The 20298-nt window shown below is 68.5% G+C and carries 23 protein-coding genes and 3 pseudogenes; 12 read left to right on the top strand and 14 right to left on the bottom strand.

What is annotated here, in order from left to right; all coding sequences use genetic code 11:
- Positions 1 to 110: 110 nt before the first annotated feature.
- The 11 genes and pseudogenes from trbB (at position 111) to LRS04_RS19620 (ending at position 9263) form a co-directional block, all read left to right on the top strand.
- Positions 111 to 1046, top strand: coding sequence for a P-type conjugative transfer ATPase TrbB (gene trbB, locus LRS04_RS19575; RefSeq protein ID WP_257819194.1), 936 nt, complete (start codon positions 111 to 113; stop codon positions 1044 to 1046).
- Positions 1043 to 1362 (top strand): annotated as a pseudogene (locus LRS04_RS19580) (TrbC/VirB2 family protein). Before trbB ends, LRS04_RS19580 begins: the two are co-directional and overlap by 4 nt.
- On the top strand, positions 1362 to 1631 hold the full coding sequence (locus LRS04_RS19585; RefSeq protein ID WP_012522068.1) for a VirB3 family type IV secretion system protein: 270 nt from the start codon (positions 1362 to 1364) through the stop codon (positions 1629 to 1631). The pseudogene LRS04_RS19580 and the gene LRS04_RS19585 overlap by 1 nt, the downstream one beginning before the upstream one ends.
- A gap of 4 nt (positions 1632 to 1635) precedes the next feature.
- Positions 1636 to 4086, top strand: coding sequence for a conjugal transfer protein TrbE (trbE, locus tag LRS04_RS19590; RefSeq protein WP_257817757.1), 2451 nt, complete (start codon positions 1636 to 1638; stop codon positions 4084 to 4086).
- Positions 4083 to 4817: a P-type conjugative transfer protein TrbJ gene (gene trbJ / locus LRS04_RS19595; protein WP_257817758.1), complete on the top strand. Its 735-nt coding sequence runs from the start codon at positions 4083 to 4085 to the stop codon at positions 4815 to 4817. Before trbE ends, trbJ begins: the two co-directional genes overlap by 4 nt.
- A 54-nt stretch (positions 4818 to 4871) precedes the next feature.
- Positions 4872 to 5042, top strand: a complete 171-nt coding sequence (locus LRS04_RS28315; RefSeq protein ID WP_374576608.1) for a hypothetical protein — start codon at positions 4872 to 4874, stop codon at positions 5040 to 5042.
- Positions 5039 to 6205 (top strand): P-type conjugative transfer protein TrbL, encoded by a 1167-nt coding sequence (gene trbL / locus LRS04_RS19600; RefSeq protein WP_257817760.1) that lies wholly within the window; start codon positions 5039 to 5041, stop codon positions 6203 to 6205. The genes LRS04_RS28315 and trbL overlap by 4 nt, the downstream gene beginning before the upstream one ends.
- Positions 6202 to 6888 (top strand): conjugal transfer protein TrbF, encoded by a 687-nt coding sequence (trbF, locus tag LRS04_RS19605; RefSeq protein ID WP_257817761.1) that lies wholly within the window; start codon positions 6202 to 6204, stop codon positions 6886 to 6888. Before trbL ends, trbF begins: the two co-directional genes overlap by 4 nt.
- Positions 6888 to 7874 (top strand): P-type conjugative transfer protein TrbG, encoded by a 987-nt coding sequence (gene trbG / locus LRS04_RS19610; protein ID WP_257817762.1) that lies wholly within the window; start codon positions 6888 to 6890, stop codon positions 7872 to 7874. Before trbF ends, trbG begins: the two co-directional genes overlap by 1 nt.
- A gap of 2 nt (positions 7875 to 7876) precedes the next feature.
- Entirely contained in the window at positions 7877 to 9022 is a 1146-nt protein-coding gene (locus tag LRS04_RS19615) for a TrbI/VirB10 family protein (RefSeq protein ID WP_257817763.1), read from the top strand.
- A 10-nt stretch (positions 9023 to 9032) separates the two neighbouring features.
- Complete coding sequence (locus tag LRS04_RS19620; RefSeq protein ID WP_257817764.1) at positions 9033 to 9263, top strand: DUF2274 domain-containing protein; 231 nt, start codon at positions 9033 to 9035, stop codon at positions 9261 to 9263.
- 323 nt (positions 9264 to 9586) lie between these two features.
- Here the strand turns inward: LRS04_RS19620 and LRS04_RS19625 are convergent, their stop codons facing one another.
- Complete coding sequence (locus tag LRS04_RS19625; RefSeq protein WP_257817767.1) at positions 9587 to 9841, bottom strand: hypothetical protein; 255 nt, start codon at positions 9839 to 9841, stop codon at positions 9587 to 9589.
- A 94-nt stretch (positions 9842 to 9935) separates the two neighbouring features.
- Positions 9936 to 10205, bottom strand: a pseudogene (locus tag LRS04_RS28320) (hypothetical protein); the annotation flags it as partial.
- A 92-nt stretch (positions 10206 to 10297) separates the two neighbouring features.
- Between LRS04_RS28320 and LRS04_RS19635 the strand changes: the two are divergent.
- Positions 10298 to 10990: a hypothetical protein gene (locus LRS04_RS19635; RefSeq protein WP_257817769.1), complete on the top strand. Its 693-nt coding sequence runs from the start codon at positions 10298 to 10300 to the stop codon at positions 10988 to 10990.
- Between the two features lie 2 nt (positions 10991 to 10992).
- Here the strand turns inward: LRS04_RS19635 and LRS04_RS19640 are convergent, their stop codons facing one another.
- From LRS04_RS19640 to LRS04_RS19690, 12 genes and pseudogenes are all read right to left on the bottom strand, one after another.
- Positions 10993 to 11844: a lipopolysaccharide assembly protein LapB gene (locus LRS04_RS19640; protein ID WP_257817770.1), complete on the bottom strand. Its 852-nt coding sequence runs from the start codon at positions 11842 to 11844 to the stop codon at positions 10993 to 10995.
- A gap of 11 nt (positions 11845 to 11855) precedes the next feature.
- Positions 11856 to 12734, bottom strand: coding sequence for an alpha/beta fold hydrolase (locus LRS04_RS19645; protein WP_257817771.1), 879 nt, complete (start codon positions 12732 to 12734; stop codon positions 11856 to 11858).
- 67 nt (positions 12735 to 12801) lie between these two features.
- On the bottom strand, positions 12802 to 13299 hold the full coding sequence (locus LRS04_RS19650) for a hypothetical protein (RefSeq protein WP_257817773.1): 498 nt from the start codon (positions 13297 to 13299) through the stop codon (positions 12802 to 12804).
- A gap of 16 nt (positions 13300 to 13315) precedes the next feature.
- Positions 13316 to 13627 (bottom strand): alpha/beta fold hydrolase, encoded by a 312-nt coding sequence (locus LRS04_RS19655; protein WP_257817774.1) that lies wholly within the window; start codon positions 13625 to 13627, stop codon positions 13316 to 13318.
- 59 nt (positions 13628 to 13686) lie between these two features.
- A complete protein-coding gene (locus LRS04_RS19660) occupies positions 13687 to 15249 on the bottom strand; it encodes an acetyl-CoA acetyltransferase (protein ID WP_257817775.1) in 1563 nt (520 codons plus the stop codon).
- A 28-nt stretch (positions 15250 to 15277) separates the two neighbouring features.
- Entirely contained in the window at positions 15278 to 15859 is a 582-nt protein-coding gene (locus LRS04_RS19665) for an enoyl-CoA hydratase-related protein (protein WP_257819195.1), read from the bottom strand.
- A gap of 97 nt (positions 15860 to 15956) precedes the next feature.
- Positions 15957 to 16067, bottom strand: a pseudogene (locus LRS04_RS28325) (crotonase/enoyl-CoA hydratase family protein); the annotation flags it as partial.
- Complete coding sequence (locus tag LRS04_RS19670; RefSeq protein WP_257817776.1) at positions 16064 to 17683, bottom strand: acyl-CoA synthetase; 1620 nt, start codon at positions 17681 to 17683, stop codon at positions 16064 to 16066. The gene LRS04_RS19670 and the pseudogene LRS04_RS28325, both read right to left, overlap by 4 nt.
- Before the next feature lie 45 nt (positions 17684 to 17728).
- Entirely contained in the window at positions 17729 to 18574 is an 846-nt protein-coding gene (locus LRS04_RS19675) for an acyl-CoA dehydrogenase family protein (protein WP_257817777.1), read from the bottom strand.
- Positions 18575 to 18916: 342 nt separating this feature from the next.
- A complete protein-coding gene (locus LRS04_RS19680; RefSeq protein WP_257817779.1) occupies positions 18917 to 19084 on the bottom strand; it encodes a hypothetical protein in 168 nt (55 codons plus the stop codon).
- Positions 19081 to 19464 carry an acyl-CoA dehydrogenase family protein gene (locus LRS04_RS19685; protein WP_257817780.1) on the bottom strand — a complete coding sequence of 128 codons (384 nt, stop codon included), beginning with the start codon at positions 19462 to 19464 and terminating at the stop codon, positions 19081 to 19083. The genes LRS04_RS19680 and LRS04_RS19685 overlap by 4 nt, the downstream gene beginning before the upstream one ends.
- Entirely contained in the window at positions 19415 to 20029 is a 615-nt protein-coding gene (locus LRS04_RS19690) for an acyl-CoA dehydrogenase family protein (protein WP_257817781.1), read from the bottom strand. The genes LRS04_RS19685 and LRS04_RS19690 overlap by 50 nt, the downstream gene beginning before the upstream one ends.
- Positions 20030 to 20298 lie beyond the last annotated feature (269 nt).

The following is a 20298-nucleotide window of genomic DNA, read 5'->3' on the forward strand; positions in this document are numbered from 1 at the left end:
ACTCCGGCGCTCATTAGTGACCCCGTTTTCTACGGCCAGCCGGCCGAAAACGGGAGCGTCCGGTGTCGATCACCCCGATCCGCAATGAGGTCTTCGTGCGCAGCGCCAGGATGCTGCGCACAGCCCTCGGCCCGCGCATTGCTGGCTGGCTCGATGACGCCGAAGTCGTCGAAGTGATGCTCAATCCGGACGGCCAGCTTTGGCTGGACCGGCTGGGCGCCGGCCTCCAGCGCACGGGTTGCGAGCTGACCCCCGAAGACGGCGAGCGGATCGTACGCCTGGTGGCCCATCACGTGGGCGCCGAAGTGCATGCGGGCGCCCCGCGGGTTTCCGCCGAGCTGCCGGAGAGTGGCGAGCGGTTCGAGGGACTGCTCCCGCCGGTCGTGGCGGCCCCCACGTTCGCGATCCGCAAGCCGGCCGTCGCGGTGTTCACGCTGCAGGACTACGTCGACGCCGGCGTCATGGGCGCGGCTGCGGCGGATGTCCTCCGCCGCGCGGTCGCCGAGCGGCGGAACATCCTGGTCGCCGGCGGGACCTCCACGGGGAAAACCACGCTGGCCAACGCGCTGTTGGCCGAGGTCGCCAAGACCAGCGACCGCGTGGTGCTCATCGAAGACACTCGGGAGCTTCAGTGCGCCGCGCCGAACCTGGTGGCGCTTCGGACGAAGGATGGCGTTGCCTCGCTGGCGGACCTCGTCCGGTCGTCCCTGCGGCTGCGCCCCGACCGCATCCCAATCGGAGAGGTGCGTGGCGCGGAAGCGCTCGACCTGCTCAAGGCGTGGGGGACCGGCCATCCGGGCGGCATCGGCACCATCCACGCCGGCACGGCGCGGGGCGCGCTGCGGCGGCTCGAGCAGCTGGTCCAGGAGGCGGTGCCGGTCGTCCCCCGCGCCCTGATCGCCGAAACCATCGACCTGATCGGCGTCCTGAACGGGCGAGGTGCGGATCGCCGCCTCACCGAACTCTGCGCCGTGACGGACCTCGCCGCCGACGGCGAGTACCGCATCGCCGACGTGAGCGCGGCTTCCCAAGGAGAGCTTCCATGATCCGCCGCATCCACGAGCGGCTCGCGAGTGCGAGCGCCCTCGCTACCGTCTGGCTGCTCGCCGGGCCGGCCTACGCCGCCGGCTCCTCCATGCCCTGGGAAGCCCCGCTGCAGAAAATCCTGCAATCGATCGAGGGCCCCGTGGCCAAGATCATCGCGGTGATCATCATCATCACCACAGGCCTGACCCTGGCCTTTGGCGACACCTCGGGGGCTTTCGCCGGCTGATCCAGATCGTCTTCGGCCTCTCGATCGCCTTCGCCGCCTCCAGCTTCTTCCTGTCCTTCTTCTCGTTCGGCGGCGGGGCGCTGGTCTGATGCAGCAGACGCCCACGCCTCCTGGCTTCGAAGCCCCGGTTCACCGCGCCCTCACCGAGCCGGTGCTGTTGGCCGGCGCGCCGCGCGCCTTCGCCATCGTCAACGGCACCCTGGCGGCCGCCATCGGGCTGGGCCTGCGGCTGTGGATCGCCGGCCTGGCGCTTTGGCTGATCGGCCACGCCTTCGCCGTCTGGGCCGCTAAGCGCGACCCGCACTTCGTCGAGGTGGTGCGGCGGCACGTCCGCATCCCGCCTTACCTGGGGATCTGAGGCGATGTTCGACCTCCGCGAATACCGCCGACGTGCGGCCCAACTGCCCGACTTCCTGCCGTGGGCGGCTCTGGTCGAGCAGGGCGTGGTCCTCAACAAGGACGGCGGGTTTCAGCGCACCGCGCGCTTCCGCGGGCCGGACCTGGACTCGGCGACGGCGTCCGAGCTCGTCTCCGCCGCGGGACGCCTGAACAATGCGCTGCGTCGCCTCGGGTCCGGCTGGGCCGTGTTCGTGGAGGCGCAACGCAATGCAGCCGACATCTACCCGCTCAGCGACTTTCCCGATCCTGTGTCGGCGCTGGTGGACGAGGAGCGCCGGGCTCAGTTCGAGGAACACGGGGCACACTTCGACAGCGTCTATTATCTGACCTTCGTCTTCCTGCCGCCCGCCGAGAACACCGCCCGCGCCGAGTCCTGGCTCTATGAGGGGCGGGAGCGCCGCGGCGTCGATTGGCGCGAGGCGCTGGCCGGCTTCGTCGACCGGACAGATCGCGTGCTGGCCTTGCTTGAAGGCTTTGTGCCCGAAGCGGCGTGGCTCTCCGACGCTGAGACCCTGACCTACCTGCATTCGACGGTATCGACCCACCGCCACCGCGTCGGCGTTCCGGACACACCCATGCATCTGGATGTGCTGCTGGCTGATCAGCCGCTCACCGGCGGCCTCGAACCTCGGCTGGGAACGGCGCACCTGCGGGTGCTGACCATCAGCGGCTTCCCGGCCGCCACTTGGCCGGGGCTGCTCGACGACCTCAATCGGCTGGCGTTTCCTTACCGCTGGTCCACCCGCGCAATCTGCCTGGACAAGGTGGACGCGGCCAAGCTGCTGGGCCGGATCCGCCACCAATGGTTCGCCAAGCGCAAGTCGATCATGGCGATCCTCAAGGAGGTGCTGACCAACGAGGCTGCGGCGCTGGTCGACACCGATGCTCAGAACAAGGCGCTCGACGCCGACGAGGCCTTGCAGGACCTCGGCGCCGACGTGGTGGGCCATGCCTTCGTGACCGCCACCGTGTGCGTCTGGGACGAGGACGCGGGCCGCGCGGACGCCAAGCTGCGACTGGTCGAGAAGGCGATCCAGGCCCGCGACTTCACCTGCATGGTTGAGACCATCAACGCGGTGGAAGCCTGGCTCGGCAGCCTCCCGGGCCACGCCTACGCCAATGTGCGCCAGCCGCCGATCTCGACCCTGAACCTGGCGCACATGATCCCGGTTTCGGCGGTGTGGGCGGGACCTCAGCGGAACGCGCACCTGAACGGGCCGCCGCTGTTCTTCGCCCAGACGGAAGGGTCGACACCCTTCAGGTTCTCGACCCATGTCGGCGACGTCGGCCACAGCATGGTGGTGGGGCCGACCGGGGCAGGGAAGAGCGTGCTGTTGGCGCTCATGGCCCTGCAGTTCCGCCGCTACCCCGCCGCCCAGGTCTTCGCCTTCGACTTCGGCGGCTCGATCCGAGCCGCGGCGCTGGCGATGGGCGGCGACTTCCACGATCTCGGCGGCGCGCTCGCGGACGATGAGACTCCGCCGGTCGCCCTGCAGCCGCTGGGCCGCATCCAAGATCTGGCTGAACGCGGGTGGGCTGCGGAGTGGCTGGCCGGCGTGCTGGCCCGAGAAGGTGTCGCGGTTACGCCTGAGGTGAAGGAGCATCTCTGGACCGCGCTCGGATCGCTGGCCTCGGCCCCCGAGGCGGAGCGGACCCTCACCGGCCTGTCGGTCCTGCTGCAGTCCAACGCGCTGAAGCGCGCCCTTCAGCCCTACACCGTGGCGGGTCCGTGGGGTCGGCTCCTCGACGCGGAGAGCGAGCGCCTGGGCGCGGCCTCCGTGCAGGCCTTCGAGACCGAGGGGCTAGTGGGCTCGGCGGCCGCGCCGGCCGTCCTCGCCTACCTATTCCATCGCATCCAATCCCGCCTCGACGGCCGCCCGACCCTGGTTGTGGTCGACGAAGGCTGGCTCGCCCTCGACGACGCCACCTTCGGAGCCCAGCTCCGGGAATGGCTGAAGACGCTGCGCAAGAAGAACGCCTCCGTGGTGTTCGCCACCCAATCGCTCGCCGACATCGAGACGAGCGCAATCGCAGCCTCGATCATCGAGAGCTGCCCCACTCGCATCTTCCTGCCCAATGACCGCGCGCAGGAGCCGCAGATCGCAGCCGCCTATGCCCGGTTCGGGCTCAACGAGCGGCAGATCGAGATCCTCGGTCGGGCGATCCCGAAGCGCGACTACTACTGCCAGTCCCGGCGCGGGAACCGGCTCTTCGAACTCGGCCTAGGGCCGGTGGCGCTCGCCTTCTGCGCCGCGTCCGCCAAGCCCGACCAGCTGGTGATCGCGGAGCTGCTCGAACGTCACGGCCCCAGCGGGTTCGCGGCGGCGTGGCTTGAACACCGCAGCCTCCCATGGGCGGCGGACCTGATCCGCCTGCAGGCCAAAGGGCCACCTCAACTGGAGACCGTCCGATGAAGACCCGCACCCCGTGGCTGGCGGCGCTCGTGTGCTCGACCAGTCTCGTCCTGGCCTTGCCCACCCCGGCCGGCGCGCAGCTCACCGTCTATGACCCGACGAACTACGCCTCGAACGTCATGCAGGCGGCGCGGGCCTTGGAGCAGATCAACAATCAAGTGCGCAGCCTTCAGAACCAAGCTCTGAGCCTGACGAACCAGGCCCGGAATCTGGCCCAGCTGCCGTACTCCTCGCTCCAGACCGTGCAGGGCAATCTTGGCCGCATCAGCGGGCTGATGCAGCAGGCGCAGCGCGTCGCCTACGACGTTCAGGCGATCCAGCGGGAGTTCGGGAAGAACTACACGGTCGGCGCTGGGAGCCGGGACGCGGACCTGATCGCTTCGGCCAATGCGCGCTGGCTGAATTCCGCCGCGGCGTTTCAGCATTCGCTGCAGGTACAGGCCGGGGTGGTGGCCGGACTGCCCGGCGCGCGCACGGAACTCTCCAACCTTGTCGGCGCCAGCCAGGGCGCGGCCGGCATCCTTCAGGCGACGCAGGCGGGAAACCAGTTGCTGGCCCTGCAAAGCCAACAGCTGACGGACCTCACCGCGATGATGGCGGCCCAGGGCCGCGCGGCGGCGCTCGAGCAGGCGGAGCGGGCCGCGAGCCGGGCTCAGGCGCAAGAGCAGTTTCGCCGGTTCGTCGATCGGCGCCAGGGTTATCAGGCCCCTCCCGTGGAGATGTACCGATGACCCGCCTGATCCTGTCCGCTGCTTCGACCGTCGCCGTGCTGCTCGCGGCTGGCTGTGACCGGACTCCGCCAGCTCCCGAGACCAAGAGCATGTCGGGGGGCTCAGCTATCGGTCGAAACGCAACGATGCGCCCGCGGTGGAGCGGAGGCGGCGAAAGACCCGACCTGCCGCGCTGTCCGGGACGAGAACTTCGACAGGTTCCTAGGAGAGGACGGCAAGAGATGAACCCTGGCGTGGCCGACCGCTTCCTGGACGTCTTCTCCCGCTACATCGACTCCGGCTTCGGCCTGCTCGGCGGAGAAGTTGCCTTCCTGGCCAGCACCCTAGTGGTGATCGATGTCACTCTGGCGGCGTTGTTCTGGTCCTGGTCGGCCGGCGACGACGTAATCGCCCGACTTATCAAGAAGACGCTGTACGTCGGCTTCTTCGCCTTCCTGCTGTCGAACTTCAACGGACTGGCGAAGATCGTCTTCCAGTCCTTCTCCGGCCTGGGCCTCAAGGCCGCCGGCAGCGGCATGTCCGCCGCCGACTTCTTGCGGCCAGGGAAACTTGCCCAGGCAGGCATCGATGCAGGGAAGCCTCTCCTACAGGCAGCGCACGAAATGTCCGGCTTTCCGGGCTTCTTCGACAACTTTGCTCAGATCATCGTCATCATGGTGGCCTGGCTCATCGTGCTGGTCGCCTTCTTCGTGCTCGCGGTGCAGCTCTTCGTCACCCTGATCGAATTCAAGCTGACGACACTGGCCGGCTTTATTCTGGTGCCCTTCGGCCTGTTCGGACGGACCGCCTTTCTGGCCGAGCGTGTGCTCGGAAACGTGGTCGCCTCTGGCGTGAAGGTGCTGGTCCTGGCGGTGATCGTCGGGATCGGCTCCACCTTGTTCGGCGAGTTCATCCAGGACTTCGGCGGACAGCAACCGTCGCTCGAGGAGGTGCTCTCCCTGGCGCTGGCGTCGCTCTGCCTGCTCGGCCTCGGCATCTTCGGGCCTGCCATCGCCAACGGCCTGGTGTCGGGCGCGCCGCAGCTCGGGGCAGGGGCCGCTGTCGGGACGGGCCTCGCAGCCGGTGGTCTCGCGGCTGCTGGCGCAATGGGCGCGCGCGCCGCGATCGGCGCCGGCGTCGGCGGCGCGCGAGGCGCCACAGCTGCCGCGCGTGGCTTCCGCTCGGGCCCCTCAGGCTCCGGCGACAGCGGCTTGCGGCCCAATCCCCCCTCAGGACAGGGCGGTCCTGGGGGTGGCGGGCCTAGCGGCGGCGGCGCGCCGGCGTGGGCACGCCAATACCAGCGCCGTCAGGAAGCGGCCCATGGGGCCGCGACCGCCGCGCACGCTCTTCGTTCCGGCGACCATCCCGGCGGCGGAACCTCCGTCTCGCTCGCAGAGGATCGGTCATGAACGTCTTCACTCGACCGGGGGTGCGATATGGCGCGACCCCCGCCCTCGAAACGCCTTACCAGCGCGCGGCGCAAGCTTGGGACGACCGGATCGGCTCAGCTCGCGTGCAAGCCCGGAACTGGCGGCTGATGGCCTTCGGCAGCTTGCTGCTGTCAGCCGGACTTTCCGGAGCCCTCGTTTGGCAGGGCGCCCGCGGCTCCGTGACGCCTTGGGTGGTGGAGGTGGATCGGCTGGGCCAAACCCAGGCGGTTGCGCCCGCGGTGGCCGGGTACAAGCCGAGCGACCCGCAGATCGCCTGGCATCTGGCGCGGTTCATCGAGGAGGTTCGTTCGATCCCGTCGGATCCCGTCGTCGTCCGGCAGAACTGGCTGCGGGCGTATGACTACGCCACGGACCGCGGCGCCCTGGCCCTCAACGAATACGCCCGCGCCAACGACCCCTTCAGCAAGGTGGGCCACACTCAGGTCGCCGTCGACGTCTCGAGCGTGATCCGCGCCTCGCCGGACAGCTTCCGTGTCGCCTGGGTCGAGCGCCGCTACGTGGACGGGGCTTTGGCGTCAACCGAGCGCTGGACCGCCATTCTCACCGTGGTCCTGCAGCCGCCACGCACAACCGAACAGCTCCGGAAGAACCCCTTGGGAGTCTTCGTCCATGCTCTGAATTGGTCTCGGGAGCTCGGCTGATGCGCGGCTCGATCATCTTCCTGATGCTGGCCGGGACGACCCTCAGCGGCTGCGCGACGATGGAAGCCCAACAATCCAAGGCGGTGTCCGCGTCGGCCGTCGCCGCCGCAGCCCCGGCGCTCACATCAGCGCCCATCCCGCGTCACCCGATTGTCGTGGCTTCCACCCCAGTTCCGAATCCGCCAGAGCGTCCCGCACGAAAGCCTGCCGCAGGCCCTGTCCGGCGTGCGCCCGAGGCTGGTGATCCCGCGGCGCGTGTGGCCAGGGCCAATGCCGCCGCCAGGGTCCAGCCGACCGGATCGGCCTATGCGAACGCCGCGCAGATCTACCCCTACGCCGAGGGCGCTCTGTTTCAGGTCTACACGGCGCCTGGCCGGATCACTGACATCACGCTCGAAGAGGGCGAGACCCTTTCCGGAACCGGGCCTGTGGCTGCCGGCGACACCGTGCGCTGGATCATCGGCGATACGGAAAGCGGATCAGGAGCCAGTCGGCGGGTGCACATCCTGATCAAGCCGACCCAGGCTAATCTGCAGACCAATCTGGTGATCAACACCAATCGCAGGACCTATCACCTGGAACTGCGCGCGACGCCGGCGACCTACATGGCCTCGGTGGCTTGGCGCTACCCGGCCGATGAGGCCTTGGCGGCCGCCGCGAGCGTCGAGCGGTACGCCGCGCCCACGGTGGCGATCGAGCAGCTCAACTTCAACTACAAGATCTCCGGCGATCGTCCCTCCTGGCGTCCGGTGCGTGTCTTCGATGACGGCCGGCAGACCTTCATCGAATTCGCCCCGTCGGTGACGCAAGGCGAGCTGCCGCCGCTGTTCGTCGGCGGCGCCGACGGGAAAGCGGCTGACCTTGTGAACTACCGTGTGAACGGCCAGCGGATGGTGGTCGATCGCCTGTTCGCTCGCGCCGAGCTGCGGCTCGGCGACCGTCGCGGCCAAAAGCGCGTGCGCATCGAGCGCGGTGCGGGAGGATGACCATGTCCACGGCCTCTCAGCCTGCGGCCCGCGAGCCTGCGGAGGAACTCCGGCTTCGCTCCGCGCGGCCGCGAGTGGCCCGCCTCTCGCGCAGGGTGCTGATCGCCCTGACTGCGACCTCGTCGGTCGTGGTTGTGGGCGCCGTCGCCTACGCCATGACCACCCACGCGGGCGGCTCGGCGCCCGCAGAGGTCTACAACGTCGGAGGCCAGCCTCCCGAGCGGCTCAATGCACTACCGCGGGACTACGGCGCCGCTCCTCGGCTGGGACCGCCACTGCCTGGAGATCTCGGGCGTCCGATGCTGGAGGCCGAGGTCGCGCCGCCCCCAATGGCGCCGATCGGGCCATCCGATGCGGCCCAGCAGGAGGTGCAAGCGCGGCGGCAGCGGCTGATGCAAGAGCGCGATGCGGCGCGAACCAGCCGCCTCTTCTCCACCGAGGCGCAAGGCCAGGCTGGCTCGTTCGCCGAAGGCGCCACGAGCCTCATCGAAGCCGCCGCGTCTGCTCCGGCGGGACGGCGCACGATCCTCGATGGGCCGGTTGAACGACGGACGACGAGCCCAGACCGGCTCGCGTCGCCACCTTCGCCCTTCGTGCTCCAAGCCGGCGCGATGATCCCCGCCGCGCTCCTCACGGGCGTGCGATCGGACTTGCCAGGGCAGATCGTCGGCCAGGTGACGGAGAACGTCTACGACAGCGTAAGCGGCCGCTTCCTGTTGATCCCGCAGGGATCGAAGCTGATCGGCGCCTATGACACCCAGGTCGCCTTCGGGCAGAGCCGCGTGCTGCTGGCCTGGACCCGACTGATCCTTCCAAACGGACGCTCGCTCGTGTTGGAGAAGCTGCCGGCCGGTGACGCCCAAGGCTACGCAGGCCTGCAGGATCGCGTTGACCGCCACTGGGGCGCGCTATTCGGCGCCGCCGCGCTTTCGACGATCCTCGGCATAGGCGCGGAGCTCGGGGAGGGCGACGACGAGAACGACATCCTTCGCGCGCTCCGCCACGGGGCGGCCGGCTCCTTCAACCAAGTTGGACAGCAGACGGTCGGGCGCAGCCTGAACATTCCGCCGACCCTGACGATCCGACCGGGCGCTCCAGTGCGGGTGATGGTCACCCGCGACCTCGTTCTTGAACCCTACAGAGGCTGAGAAGTGTGCAATGGCCAAGTTGAAACTCGCCGAGCTGCAGGACGACACGCCTGTGAAGCTCACCGTCGAATTGCCTGGAGCCGTGCACCGCGACCTGGTCGCCTACAGTGAGGCGCTGGCGGCGCAAGGCGGTCGGCCCCTTGAACCCGCGAAGCTGATCGTGCCGATGCTGGCCAGGTTCATGAATACGGATCGCGCCTTCACCCGCGCGAAGCGTTCGGGTGATAGCACGGGCGGCTGAGAGGACAGAGCAGAGGCGGGAAGGCGTGACCCCAGGCCTACGCACCTTGATGTAGAGGGGAATTGGCTAGTCGGTTCATGTACCTAGCGCATAATCCTCACGCATCATGCCGGCGCCGCGTCCAGGTTGTTGAGATCGCGCGCCACTATGCCGCCGCCCTGGAAGCGCAGCGTGCGCAGCTCGCCACGTCGCCATAGGATGCGCAGGTATTCGTCGCCTTGGGTTCGGTGGGGTGGAGAGCGGCAGCCGCCGCCGGCGGGGCCGAATGACCCTGAAGCCGCCTGCCGCTTTCGCGGGCCAGGGTGGTCGGCTGGCCACTCAATTCATCCCTGACGGCGCGCCACGAGGTCGATGAGGGCCGACATTCCCTCGTGCCCTGATCCCTCTGAAAGGAGGGCGTCGTAGGATGCAAGCTCGAGGATCTGCATGTCCGCGAAGGTCTCACGGAGCATCCCCTCTGTGAATAGGTTCTCGACGGCAGAAGGGCCGCCCGTGCCGTAGGCGAGCTGCTCCGCCCCGGTAACCCTCAGCAGGAGCAGCCCACCCGGCCGCAGCGCTCGCTCCATGCCCTTGAACATCCGACTGCGCAGCTCGGCCGGAGAACTGGATGAAGATCCCGGCGACGACGTCGCACGCCGCGCCCGGCCAAGTCCACCTGGTCAGGTCGGCAAGTTTGCAGGTGATCTCGACACCGCGACGCTCGGCGAGCCGTCGCGCCTTCTCCTGCGCAGCGCGCCATCCGTCGATAAAGACCACCTCAAGACCTTGCTCCGCCAGCCACACGCCATTCCGACCCTCTCCGTCCGCCACCGCCAGAGCGCGGACGCGGGACGCCAGCCGATGCCTTTGGCGCGCGAGAAAGGCGTTGGACTGCTCCACGAACAGGTAGCCCTGCTGGCCGTAGCGTCCGTCCCAACGACGCAGCCCCGGATCATTCATCATCCAAACCTTGAGAGAGGCGCCGTCGCGGGGCAGACTGGGTTGGGCTGATATCGCCGCGCGCTTGGCGCGCCCAGATGCAAGGACTTGAGTGCGTGCGGTTGATCTTCCGGTGCCCAAGCGAGCTCAAGGATCTGCTCCCGTTGCCCGTGCCGGCCGCGGAGGGTCTTCCCGGTTGGTTGAAGTCGATGCCGGCCGAGGCGTTCAGCGCCCTTCTCGGAAGGAACGAAGACACGGCGAAGCGATGTCCCCCGCTCCTCGATGCGATGACCACGGGGTTCCTGATGCCACTGATGTGTGACGTGCGGGTGGAGGACGGAGAGTTCACCTGGGATATGGAGCTTCCCGCGGGCCGGAGCGTCGAGTTCCCGCGCTCGCCGATGTTGTTCCACGACCCTGTCCAGATCTCCGGGGCCCCCTTTGCGGAACAAGACCAGTTCATCGTGAAGTTCCACAACCCCTGGGCCATCGAAGTCCCGGCCGGCTACTCCGTGCTGTTCACCCACCCGCTGAACCGCCACGATCTCCCGTTCGTGACGCTCACCGGGTTGGTGGACTGCGATCGCTTTTCGAACCTGGGGACTCATTTTCCCGCCCTTTGGCGTGACCCGAAGTTCAAGGGCGTTCTGCCCAAGGGGACGCCGATCGCGCACTGCATTCCGGTCAAACGAGAGAGCTGGGATGTGGAAATGGCGACGTTGGACGAGGCGCAAAGCCAGGATGCTCAAGCCACCCTCGATGCAATTCGGCGCGCGCGCGGGGTCTATCGCCGCCGCTTCCGGGCCTGAGATCAGCCCCTGCTCGTCAAGAAGGCCGCTGCCGTGCTGGCGTTCAGGAAGAGTCGCCCGTGCGGCGCGCTGGATAGAGTCGTGATCGCAGCGCCCAACAGCTGGGGCGCGGCTCGAACGACCGCACGGAGATGAGCCTCGCCTGCCGCGCGCCTGCCTTGTTCGAGCAGGCTTTTGGCCAAGGCGAGGCGGGTGAGGGGATCGTCGGGCCCAATGGTCAGGGCCCGCTCGTAGAGATCGCTCGCGGCGGCTTGGTCGCCTTCGAGCGCGAGGGTTCGGGCAAGAGCGAGGTGGACGTCGTGTCGGTCTGGCGTTTCGGCCAGCAGATCTTCGAGGATCGCACGTGCCCCAGCGTGGTCCTGACGTCTGAGGTGGAGGTAGGCTAGACCCACCCTGAGGCTCGGCTCGCCGGGCATCGCGGCAAGCCCGGCCTCGAAAGCCGCGATCGCCTCGGTGAAGCGACCTCGTTCGCCAAGCATCTCACCCAGTTGCAGGAACGCCAGCGGGAACGGAGGGCGTCGGGTGACGGCGCGCTGCAGTTGGGTCAGCGCTTCATCCTCCCGGCCGACGCCGTTGAACGCCCGCGCCAGCAGCGCCTCGAGCTCCGGGTCAGGATTGCGCCGGGTCGCGCGTTGCAGGGCGGGAATGGCGTCAGCGTAGCGCCCTTGCAGCAGAAGCGCGTGGGCGAGCAGGCGGACGGCGGTCCCGTTTCCCGGCGCCGATCGGACGACCGCGGCCGCCAGGCGTTCGGCCGGTTCGAAGCGCCCCTCCAGCAGCGCCGCGGAAGCCTGATGCAGCGCTTCCTCGATTGTCCGGGGGCGCGCTGGCGGCGCCCCGTGTCCGTTCGGCGCCATTGAGCTATGGCTCACTCGGCGAGCTCCGCCACGCTGCTGAGAAAGCTCAGCACAGCGTCGGTGAAGCGGTCGTTACGATCCCCCGCGATCATATGCGCAGCGCCGGCCACGTCGGTGAGAACGCCTCCGGGAATGCGCTCGATAAACGCTCTGGCAGCCTCGCTGGACACCAGCTCGCTCAACCTGCCCCGGATGAGATGCACCGGAATCTGGATCCGAGCGGCACGCTCCTCGAGCGCAGCCATTCCGTCCTCTGTCCGATCACGCCGAACCCCGCTGGCGAAGCTCGGGTCCCAGTGCCATCGATATCGGCCGTCATCGCCGAGGCGCAGGTTCTTGCGCAGACCGGAAAGGTCGGTAGGGCGCGGCCTGTGTGGAACATAGGCGGCGATGGCCTCAGCCGCGGCCTCGAGGCTCTCGAATCCCTGCTCCAAGTTGGCGGCCATGAACCCCATGATCCTGGCCACGCCGGTGGGCTCCATGCGGGGCACGATGTCGACCAGCGTCAGGGAGCGGAAGACGCCGGGGGCGACCTGCGTCTCGGCCACCAGTCCGGCAAGTCCTCCGAGCGAGGCTCCGACCAGGTGGGCTCCCCTCCTTTGACGCCTCGCCACCTCGACAAGATCGGCGGCGAACCGTTCGATGCCGTAGTCGCCACCTGGCGCCCAACTGCTGTCGCCGTGACCGCGGAGATCGAGCGCGATGACTTCCCAGCCCTCTGCCGCGAGCTTCTGCGCAGCGCCGGCCCACGAATGGCGGGTCTGGCCTCCGCCGTGCGCAAGAATGACCACGCCGAGCCGATCCGCGCCGAACACATCAGCTGCGAGGGTGACCCCCGCTCCGAGCTCGAAGTCGAAGCGTCTTGGCTTCAGGACGGTGGTTGTTTCCATAGATCGAATCTCCCCTGCGCCGATACTGGTCGGCGCCTCCCTTCAGTGGTCGGCGGCTTGTCGCCGCTCACCTGGTCTCGACAGCCCGTTCGAGCTCGAACCGAACAAGCTCGGGATGTTCCATGGGAAGCAGGTGAGTGGCGCCATTCACCTGGTCCATCGAAATTCTGCCGGCCGCGCTCAGCTCTGTGTCAGCCGCCGCGAGTGACGCGCAGGTCGATCCGTGCTCGGCCCGCAGGATGCGCACCGGAGGCCCCGGAGCGAGCAGGGCCGACCAGGCGTCATGCCCGTGGGAGACGAAGTTGCTCACCTCCCATTCCGGCGAACAGGCGAGCTCAACACCACCAGCCGGCCGGTCGCGGAAGGCGTCGGCCACGTAATCCTCCAGCTGTGCCTCGTTGAGCGACTTGAACGCTCCCCGTCCGCGGTAGGCCTCGAGCGCCTCTTGCCGGGAGGCGAATGTCGCTCGTCGTCGGCGCGCGCCGTCCGCAAGCGGCGAGTTGACGGGGCCCTTGCGGGCCAGCTCGGCGGCTTCGCGGGACAGGATGACGGGTTCGAAGAGCACGAGAGCCCGGATTCGCTCAGACGCCATGTGGGTGGCCAGGAGGCTGGCCGTCCCCCCCCATCGAATGCCCCGAAAGCACGATGTTGCGGGCGTCGATGGCCTCCGTAAGTGCGAGCAGATCCTCGGCGATGTCGGTCCAAGTCGAGCGCCCCTCCGCATGCGTCGCAAGCGTGCTGCGGCCGTGCCCACGCAAATCCAGCGCCAAAACCCGGTGGCGGAGCGCCAGTGGCGCAAGGATGGTGCGATACGTGCGGGCGTTGAATCCATTGGCGTGGGAGAAGACCACGTCGACCGGACGGTTCGGGTCGCCAAAATCGAGGGCGCCCATGGCCCCGCCCCGGCCGGGGAGGTCGATCAGTCGTTGACTGGGATCCGGGGGGCGAGCGTTCATGCTTGGGTTCCCGACGCGGCCGCGGGCGGAGCGCCAAGCCCAGTCGCCGCGCCTCTGATGCTCCAGATGCAGTCGCCGTCCGGCTCGAGAGCCGCATCGCCCTGGGATCCCACCGGCTCGAACTTGCCGTCTGTGAGGAAGGCGATGCCCGCCTCGTCCGAGGGCGGGACCTTCGCCAAGAACCGCTGTTCCTCCGGCCCCCGCCCGACGACGACGCCGAACTTGGGCCGGCCGTCGCGTTCATAGAGAACGGTGTAGGTCTCGATGATCCCGGGACCGGCGTAAGTCTCGTCGAGCTCGGGGACCGATCCGCGGGCGGCGTCGGCCTCCGCTTGAAAGTCGAAGTCCCGGCGGACGACGTCGAGCGGGAAGGGCTCTCTCCCCAAGACGATAGTGTGATTGTTCGTCGCGTACCCGCCGTTGGCGAAGAGGAGGCCGTTGCCGCCCCTCTCACGCAGCTTCAGCACCATGCTGACGACGGCGTGGCTCATGTAGTTGCCGATCGGCCCGCCGCCGAAGGTCAGGCCGCCGACGACGGTGGCCGGCTTCTCCACCGGCCAGCCGATCACCCGCCTCGCCATCTTCGGCACGCACGGGAAGCAGCTGTAGAGCTCGACCAGGTCCAGGTCCGAGGGGGTGACGCCGTTCAGGTCCAGCGCCCGGCTGAGCGAGACGGCCATGCTGACCGACCGATCGTAGCGGTCGCGCTTCAGGTAATCCCCCGGTTCGTGGGCTGCTGCGCCTGCGCCGACGTACACTAGCCGGTCCTCCGGAATGCCCGCTTGGCGGGCGGCGGCCAGGCTGGCGACGATGAAGCCGGCGCCCTGGTTCACCGAGGAGTTGGCGACCATCAGCTTGTTGTAGGGGAAGGCGATGGGCCGGTTCTCCGCGGAGGGGGTCACGATCGCCTCCGGCGTTGTCGGCTTGCGGATCCAGGCGCCGGGATTCTCCGCGGCGACCTCGGAGAACCGCGACCAGATCGCGCCGCTCTCGGCCTGGGCTTCCGCGAAGGTCTGGCCGTAGGCGGCGCGGCCGGCGTTCTCGTAGAGTGGATAGACGTCCACCGGCGCCGTCAGACCGTAACGCTGGCGCAGGGAGGGCTGGCCGGCGCCGCTGGTCGCCTGGCGTAGCGGATTGTGGGCAGAGGGATCATCTCCGGTCCTGAGAGCGGCCAGCTGGGCGGCGGTGCGCAGCGCCTCGCCGCCGGCCACGGCGGCGACCTGGATCTCGCCTTCGGCGATCCGGCGTGCCGCCTCATTGAGCATTAGAATGGGCGTGTCGCCGCCGGGGTAGGAGCTCTTGTAGCAGAGCCTCGGCTTCGCCCCGAGCTTGGCCGCGAGTGGGCTCGAGACGTCGCCAAGCTCGCGGAAAGACAGCTGGTCGACAACGGCCAGGGAGTCCAGCCGGGCGATCCACCCGGTCCCGGCGTCGCGGTCGGCCTCGCGCAGAGCCGCCTCCATCAGGCCGATGGGGTCCAGGCCCTGCCGCGGGTCCGTTGGCCGGTCGTTGAGCTGGCCCACCCCCACGATCACCGGAATGCGCGCGGCGTCGTCCCTCATCTTGCGTCCCTCACCTCGAACTGAATTCTCAGCGGCCCTGCCAAACCGGCGCGCGCTTCTCGGCGAAAGCGCGCGGGCCCTCGCGACCGTCTTCGGAGCGCATCACGGTCCCGATCTCGGCGCGGGTCTGCGCCCAGGCGGCCGCCTCGGAGGCGATCTCGCCGTGCTGGATTCCGAGCGCGATCCGCTTCGAGGCCTGCACCGCCAGCGGCGCGTTGGCGGTGATCCGCGCCGCCATCTTCAGGGCTGCGTCCATCACTTGCGCCTGCGGCACGACGGCGTTGACCAGGCCGAGCTCCAGCGCCCGTGGGGCCGAGATCGGCTCGCCGGTCAGCATCATCTCCATGGCGATCTTGCGCGGCAGCTGCTGGCCCAGGCGGAAGGCGCCGCCGGCGGCCGCGAGGATGCCGCGCTTGACCTCTGGCAGACCAAAGGTGGCGGTCTCCGAGGCGACGGCCAGATCGCTAGCCAGGGTCAGCTCGGTGCCTCCGCCGAGCGCGGTCCCGTTCACCGCCGCGATGGTCGGCTTGGAGATGTGGTGCTCTACATAGCCGGCGAAGCCCCAGGCCCGCTCGCGCTCGCCCACGGCGAACGGCTCTCGGTTGGCCAGGGCCTTGAGGTCGGCGCCGGCGCAGAAGGACTGATCCCCCGGCGCCCGTGATGATCACCGCCCAGATCTCCGGGTTGCGGCGGGCCTCCTCCAGCGCCTCACCTACCCCGACGGTGACTGCGCGGTTTACGGCGTTACGGGCCTCGGGCCGGTTGAGGGTGACGATCATCACCTTTTCACGACGCTCGACGAGGACGGCTTCGCTCATGCGCTCACCGCCTCGCGGGCTCCGGCTTCGGCGCAGACCTTGGCCGCTCCGTAGTCGGCCTTGCCGTTGCTGACGCGGAGGGATCGGTCGGCGACGAAAATTCGCTTTGGCGTCTTGTAGCCTGCCAGCGACCTTCGCACGTGCGCCTTCAGGGCGGCCTCGTCCAGCGCCTGGCCAGGGGCGAGGTCGACGACAGCGGTGACCGCCTGACCCCACTTTTCATCAGGCAAGCCCACCACCAGGGCGTCCTCGATGCTGGGATGGGTCTTCAGGACCTCCTCGACCTCCTCCGGGAAGACCTTTTCGCCAGCCGTGTTGATGCAGGCGTTGCCGCGGCCCAGCAGAGTAAGCGCGCCATCGGGCTCGACGATGCACCAGTCGCCGGGCATGGAATAGCGGACGCCGTCGATCACCCGGAATGTGCGCGCCGTCTTCTCCTCGTCCTTGTAGTAGCCGACCGGGTTGGGCGGCCCGAGCGCCACGAGTCCACGTACGCCCGATCCTGGCGTCACCGGCTGGTCATTCTCGTCGAACACGCGGCAGCGCTCGCTGATCATGAACTTGGCGGTCTGCACCTCGCCGGCTTTGGTCATGATCGAGCTGCCCATGCCGAGCGCCTCGGACGAGGAGAAGGCGTCGCTGAGCGTCGCCTGTGGCATGTGCTCTAATAGGCCGCGCTTGACCTCGAGGCTCCACATCACTCCCGACGAGACCACGGTCGCCAGGCTGGAGACGTCCCAGCGGCCTGGGTTGGCGTTGAGGGCGTTCAGGAGAGGGCGGGCGAAGCTGTCGCCGACGATGGTCAGCGATTGTGGGCGCTGGCGGTCGATGGCCTCCAGCGTCTCGACCGCATCGAAGCTCTCGCCCGTCAGGGTGATTACGCAGCCGCCGGACAGGTGCGCGCCCATGGCGGTAAGCAGGCCCGTGCCGTGCATCAGAGGCGGAGCAATCAGCGCCCGCCCGCCGGGGCCTACCTTGCGGGTGTGCTCGGCGAGCGCTTCCAGCGTCTCGGGCACGGGGCCCATCTTGCGAGCGGCGCCGAGGGTGATTTCGCGCAGGTCGTGGTGCGGCCACATCACGCCCTTGGGCATGCCGGTGGTGCCGCCGGTGTAGATGAAGAACAGATCGTCCCCGGAGCGCTCGATGTTCAGGGGCGAGCCTTCGCCTTCGCCGGCAAGTGCGTCGAAGCTTTCGGCGAAGGGTGCGGTCTGCCCGCTCGTCGCGACCTCGACCCAGGTCTTCACCTTGGGCAGGCGCTCGCGGATCTGGGCGACCGCCTCGCGGAACTCGGGCGCGTAGACCACGGTCTGGGCGTCGGAGTTGTCGAAAATGTACCAGACCTCGTCGGGCGTGTAGCGGTAGTTGACGTTGACGTGGGTCAGACGCGCTTTGAAGCCCGCCGCGACCGTCAGCATGTATTCCGGCCGGTTGCGCATGTAGACGGCGATCTTGTCGCCTGGAGTCGCGCCGCGGGCGATCAGGGCGCGGGCCAGATTGTTGGAGAGCCGGCTTGCCTCGCTCCAGGGGATGGTTCGCTCGCCGTGAACGAAGGCTGGTGCGTCCACCGGCAAAACCGGCTCGACGGCTTCGAGAATGTCGCCGAAATTCCAACCCACGCTCTCTTCTCCCAGTGTCTTTGTCACCGCCGGGGCTTGGCGGCTCTAGCTCGTGCGAACCTCGCGGAACGGAATATGCCGATCGACCTCCGGCTCCTTCGGCAGGCCGAGGACCCGCTCGCCGATGATGTTGCGCTGGATCTGGTCCGTGCCGCCGCCGATGGACGTGAAGTAGGCGTTCAGCGTCAGGAAGTTGGCGTCGTCGGCCCTTGGGTGCTCGGGCCCCTCCAGGAGGCTGCCGGCGCCGAGAATCAGCGTCCGGACACGCGCCTCCTCGTGGAGGATGCGGCTCATCGCCAGCTTCCCGAGACTCATGAGCGGAGAGGATGTGCCCTGCTTCAAGTCCGCCTTGGCGCGGGCGGCGTTGAGCGCGTTGAGTTTTTTGAGGCCGATCACCCTGGCGATCTCCTGACGGATCAGCGGATCACCGAGCATGCCCGCCTCCCGCGCCAGCGCGATAAGCGGCTCGCCTGAGCCTTCGGGCACGCCGCTGCGAGGGCCGCGCGCGGCTTCGCCCATCGCTGAACGCTCGTAGGCGAGGGCAGTTTGCAGCACGCCCCAGCCCTCGCCGAGTTCGCCGAGCAGGTTTTCCTCAGGACAGTGGGCGTCGGTGAAGAAGACTTCGTTGAACTGGCTCTCCCCGGTGATCTGCCGGAGCGGTCGCACCTCGACGCCCGGCTGCTTCATGGGCAGGAAGAAGAAGCTGATCCCGCGGTGCTTGGGCACCTCCCAGTTCGTGCGAGCGATCAGCATGCCGTAGTCGGCGCTGGCGGCGTAGCTGGTCCAGACCTTCTGGCCGTTGATCACGAATTGGTCGCCCTGCCGGTCGGCGCGGGTGCGGACCCCCGCCAGGTCCGAGCCCGCGCCGGGCTCGGAATAGAGCAGGCACATGCCGACCTCGCCGCGCAGCAGCGGGACGATCAGCTTCCTCCTTGAGCGCCTGCGTCCCCCCGGCGAGCAGGGTGTTGGCCCATAGGTTGGTGCGGTCCTGACCCGTGCCGGGCGCGCCGATCGCGGCGAACTCCCGCTCGACCACTCGCGCCTCGGCGTCCTTCAGGTTTCGGCCCATCCATTCCGCCGGCCAGCGGGGGGACGGCCCAGCGGGCCTCGACGACCTTGGCCAACCAGGTCTTGCGGTCCGCCTCGCTTTGCAGCGGACCTGTCCAGGTGGCCGCCAACCAGGCGCGGACTTCGTCGCGCAGGCTCTCTTCGGCCGCCGAGCGGGCGGAGTCGTCAGCCATGGGCGGTCTCCAGTTCACGCAGGTAGCGGTCGCGGTGGAAGGCCGGCGCGCCGAATAGTTGCGCGTCGGCCCGGGCCCGGCGCAGGTAGAGGTGGGCCGGGTGATCCCAGGTGAAGGCGATGCCGCCGTACATCTGGATCGCGTCGGCGCAGATCTTCACGAAGGCATCCGAACAGGCGAAGGCCGCCAGCTCCACGGCCGCCTTGGCGTCGGCGCCGCTGCCGCAAGCTGGGCAGCGGCGTAGCGCGCCGCCGAGATGGCGCTTTCCGATTCCAGGAAAAGATCGGCAGCCATGTGTTTGATCGCCTGGAAGCTTCCGATCGGCCGTCCGAACTGGATGCGGGTCCTCGCATAATCCACGGTGAAGGAAAGCACGTGCTGACCGGCGCCGGCCTGTTCGCCCGCAAGCGCCACGCGGGCAAGATCGAGCGCCGCCTCGATGGCCTGCCAGCCGCGGCCGGCCTTGCCTATCCGCCTGGCCGCGGCGCCATCAAACCGCAGGTTCGCGAGCCGCAGCGTCCTGTCGAAGGTGGCAAGCAACGCCCGGCTGACCCCCCTTCGCACCGGAATCCACTTCGAAGACGTCAATTCCGTCCGCAGATCGGGCGGCCACGAGCAGCACGTCTGCGACGTGTCCGTGGATGGCAAACGCTGCCTCACCATCTAGCCGCCAGCTTTCGCCCTCACCGCTGGCGGTCGCCGCCACCCCGTCAGGCGTCCAGCACCCGCGCGGGCCCGTCAGGGCGGCGGCCGCGATGAGAGAGCCCGCCGCAAGGCCGGGGAGAATTCTTCCGGCCGCGTCGGCGTCGTCCAGTCGGCGGACGAGCTCCGCGGACAAGACCGCGCTTGACAAGAAAGGCGCGCAAAGAAGCGCCGCGCCGGCGTCCTCCATGACGAGCTCGAGTTCCACGGGTCCCGCGCCCGCGCCGCCGAATTCCTCGTCGATCACCAGCCCGAGCAGGCCGATAGCGGCCAGCTCACGCCAGAGAGCGGCATCATAGCCCTCGCGGCTGTCCATGACCCGCCCAACGTCCGAGAGCGTGCTCCTGTCAGCCAGGAGCCTGCCGATGGCCGCCCTCAGGGCCGAGCGTTCCTCGATGGTCAAAGCCGGCATAGCTCATGCCCGATTAATAGACGACGGTCGTCACAAAATAGCATGGAGGGCTGCTCAGCAAGCTTGATGTCCTCCGCTGCGCCTTTGCGCCGCGACTTCGCGACGCCATTGGAGGGGCGCATTGACGTGGGCGCCGAGATTATCGGACGGTTCTCGTCTAAAACAGAAAATGGGCGATCCGGAGCGGACGTTTGAGCCTTTTGGCGTCGAGTGCAGAGTCGCCCGCCCGCGGACGGCCAAGAGACGTCTCGATTGAGGCG

This window comes from Phenylobacterium sp. J367, assembly GCF_024699985.1.
Lineage (GTDB): Bacteria > Pseudomonadota > Alphaproteobacteria > Caulobacterales > Caulobacteraceae > Phenylobacterium.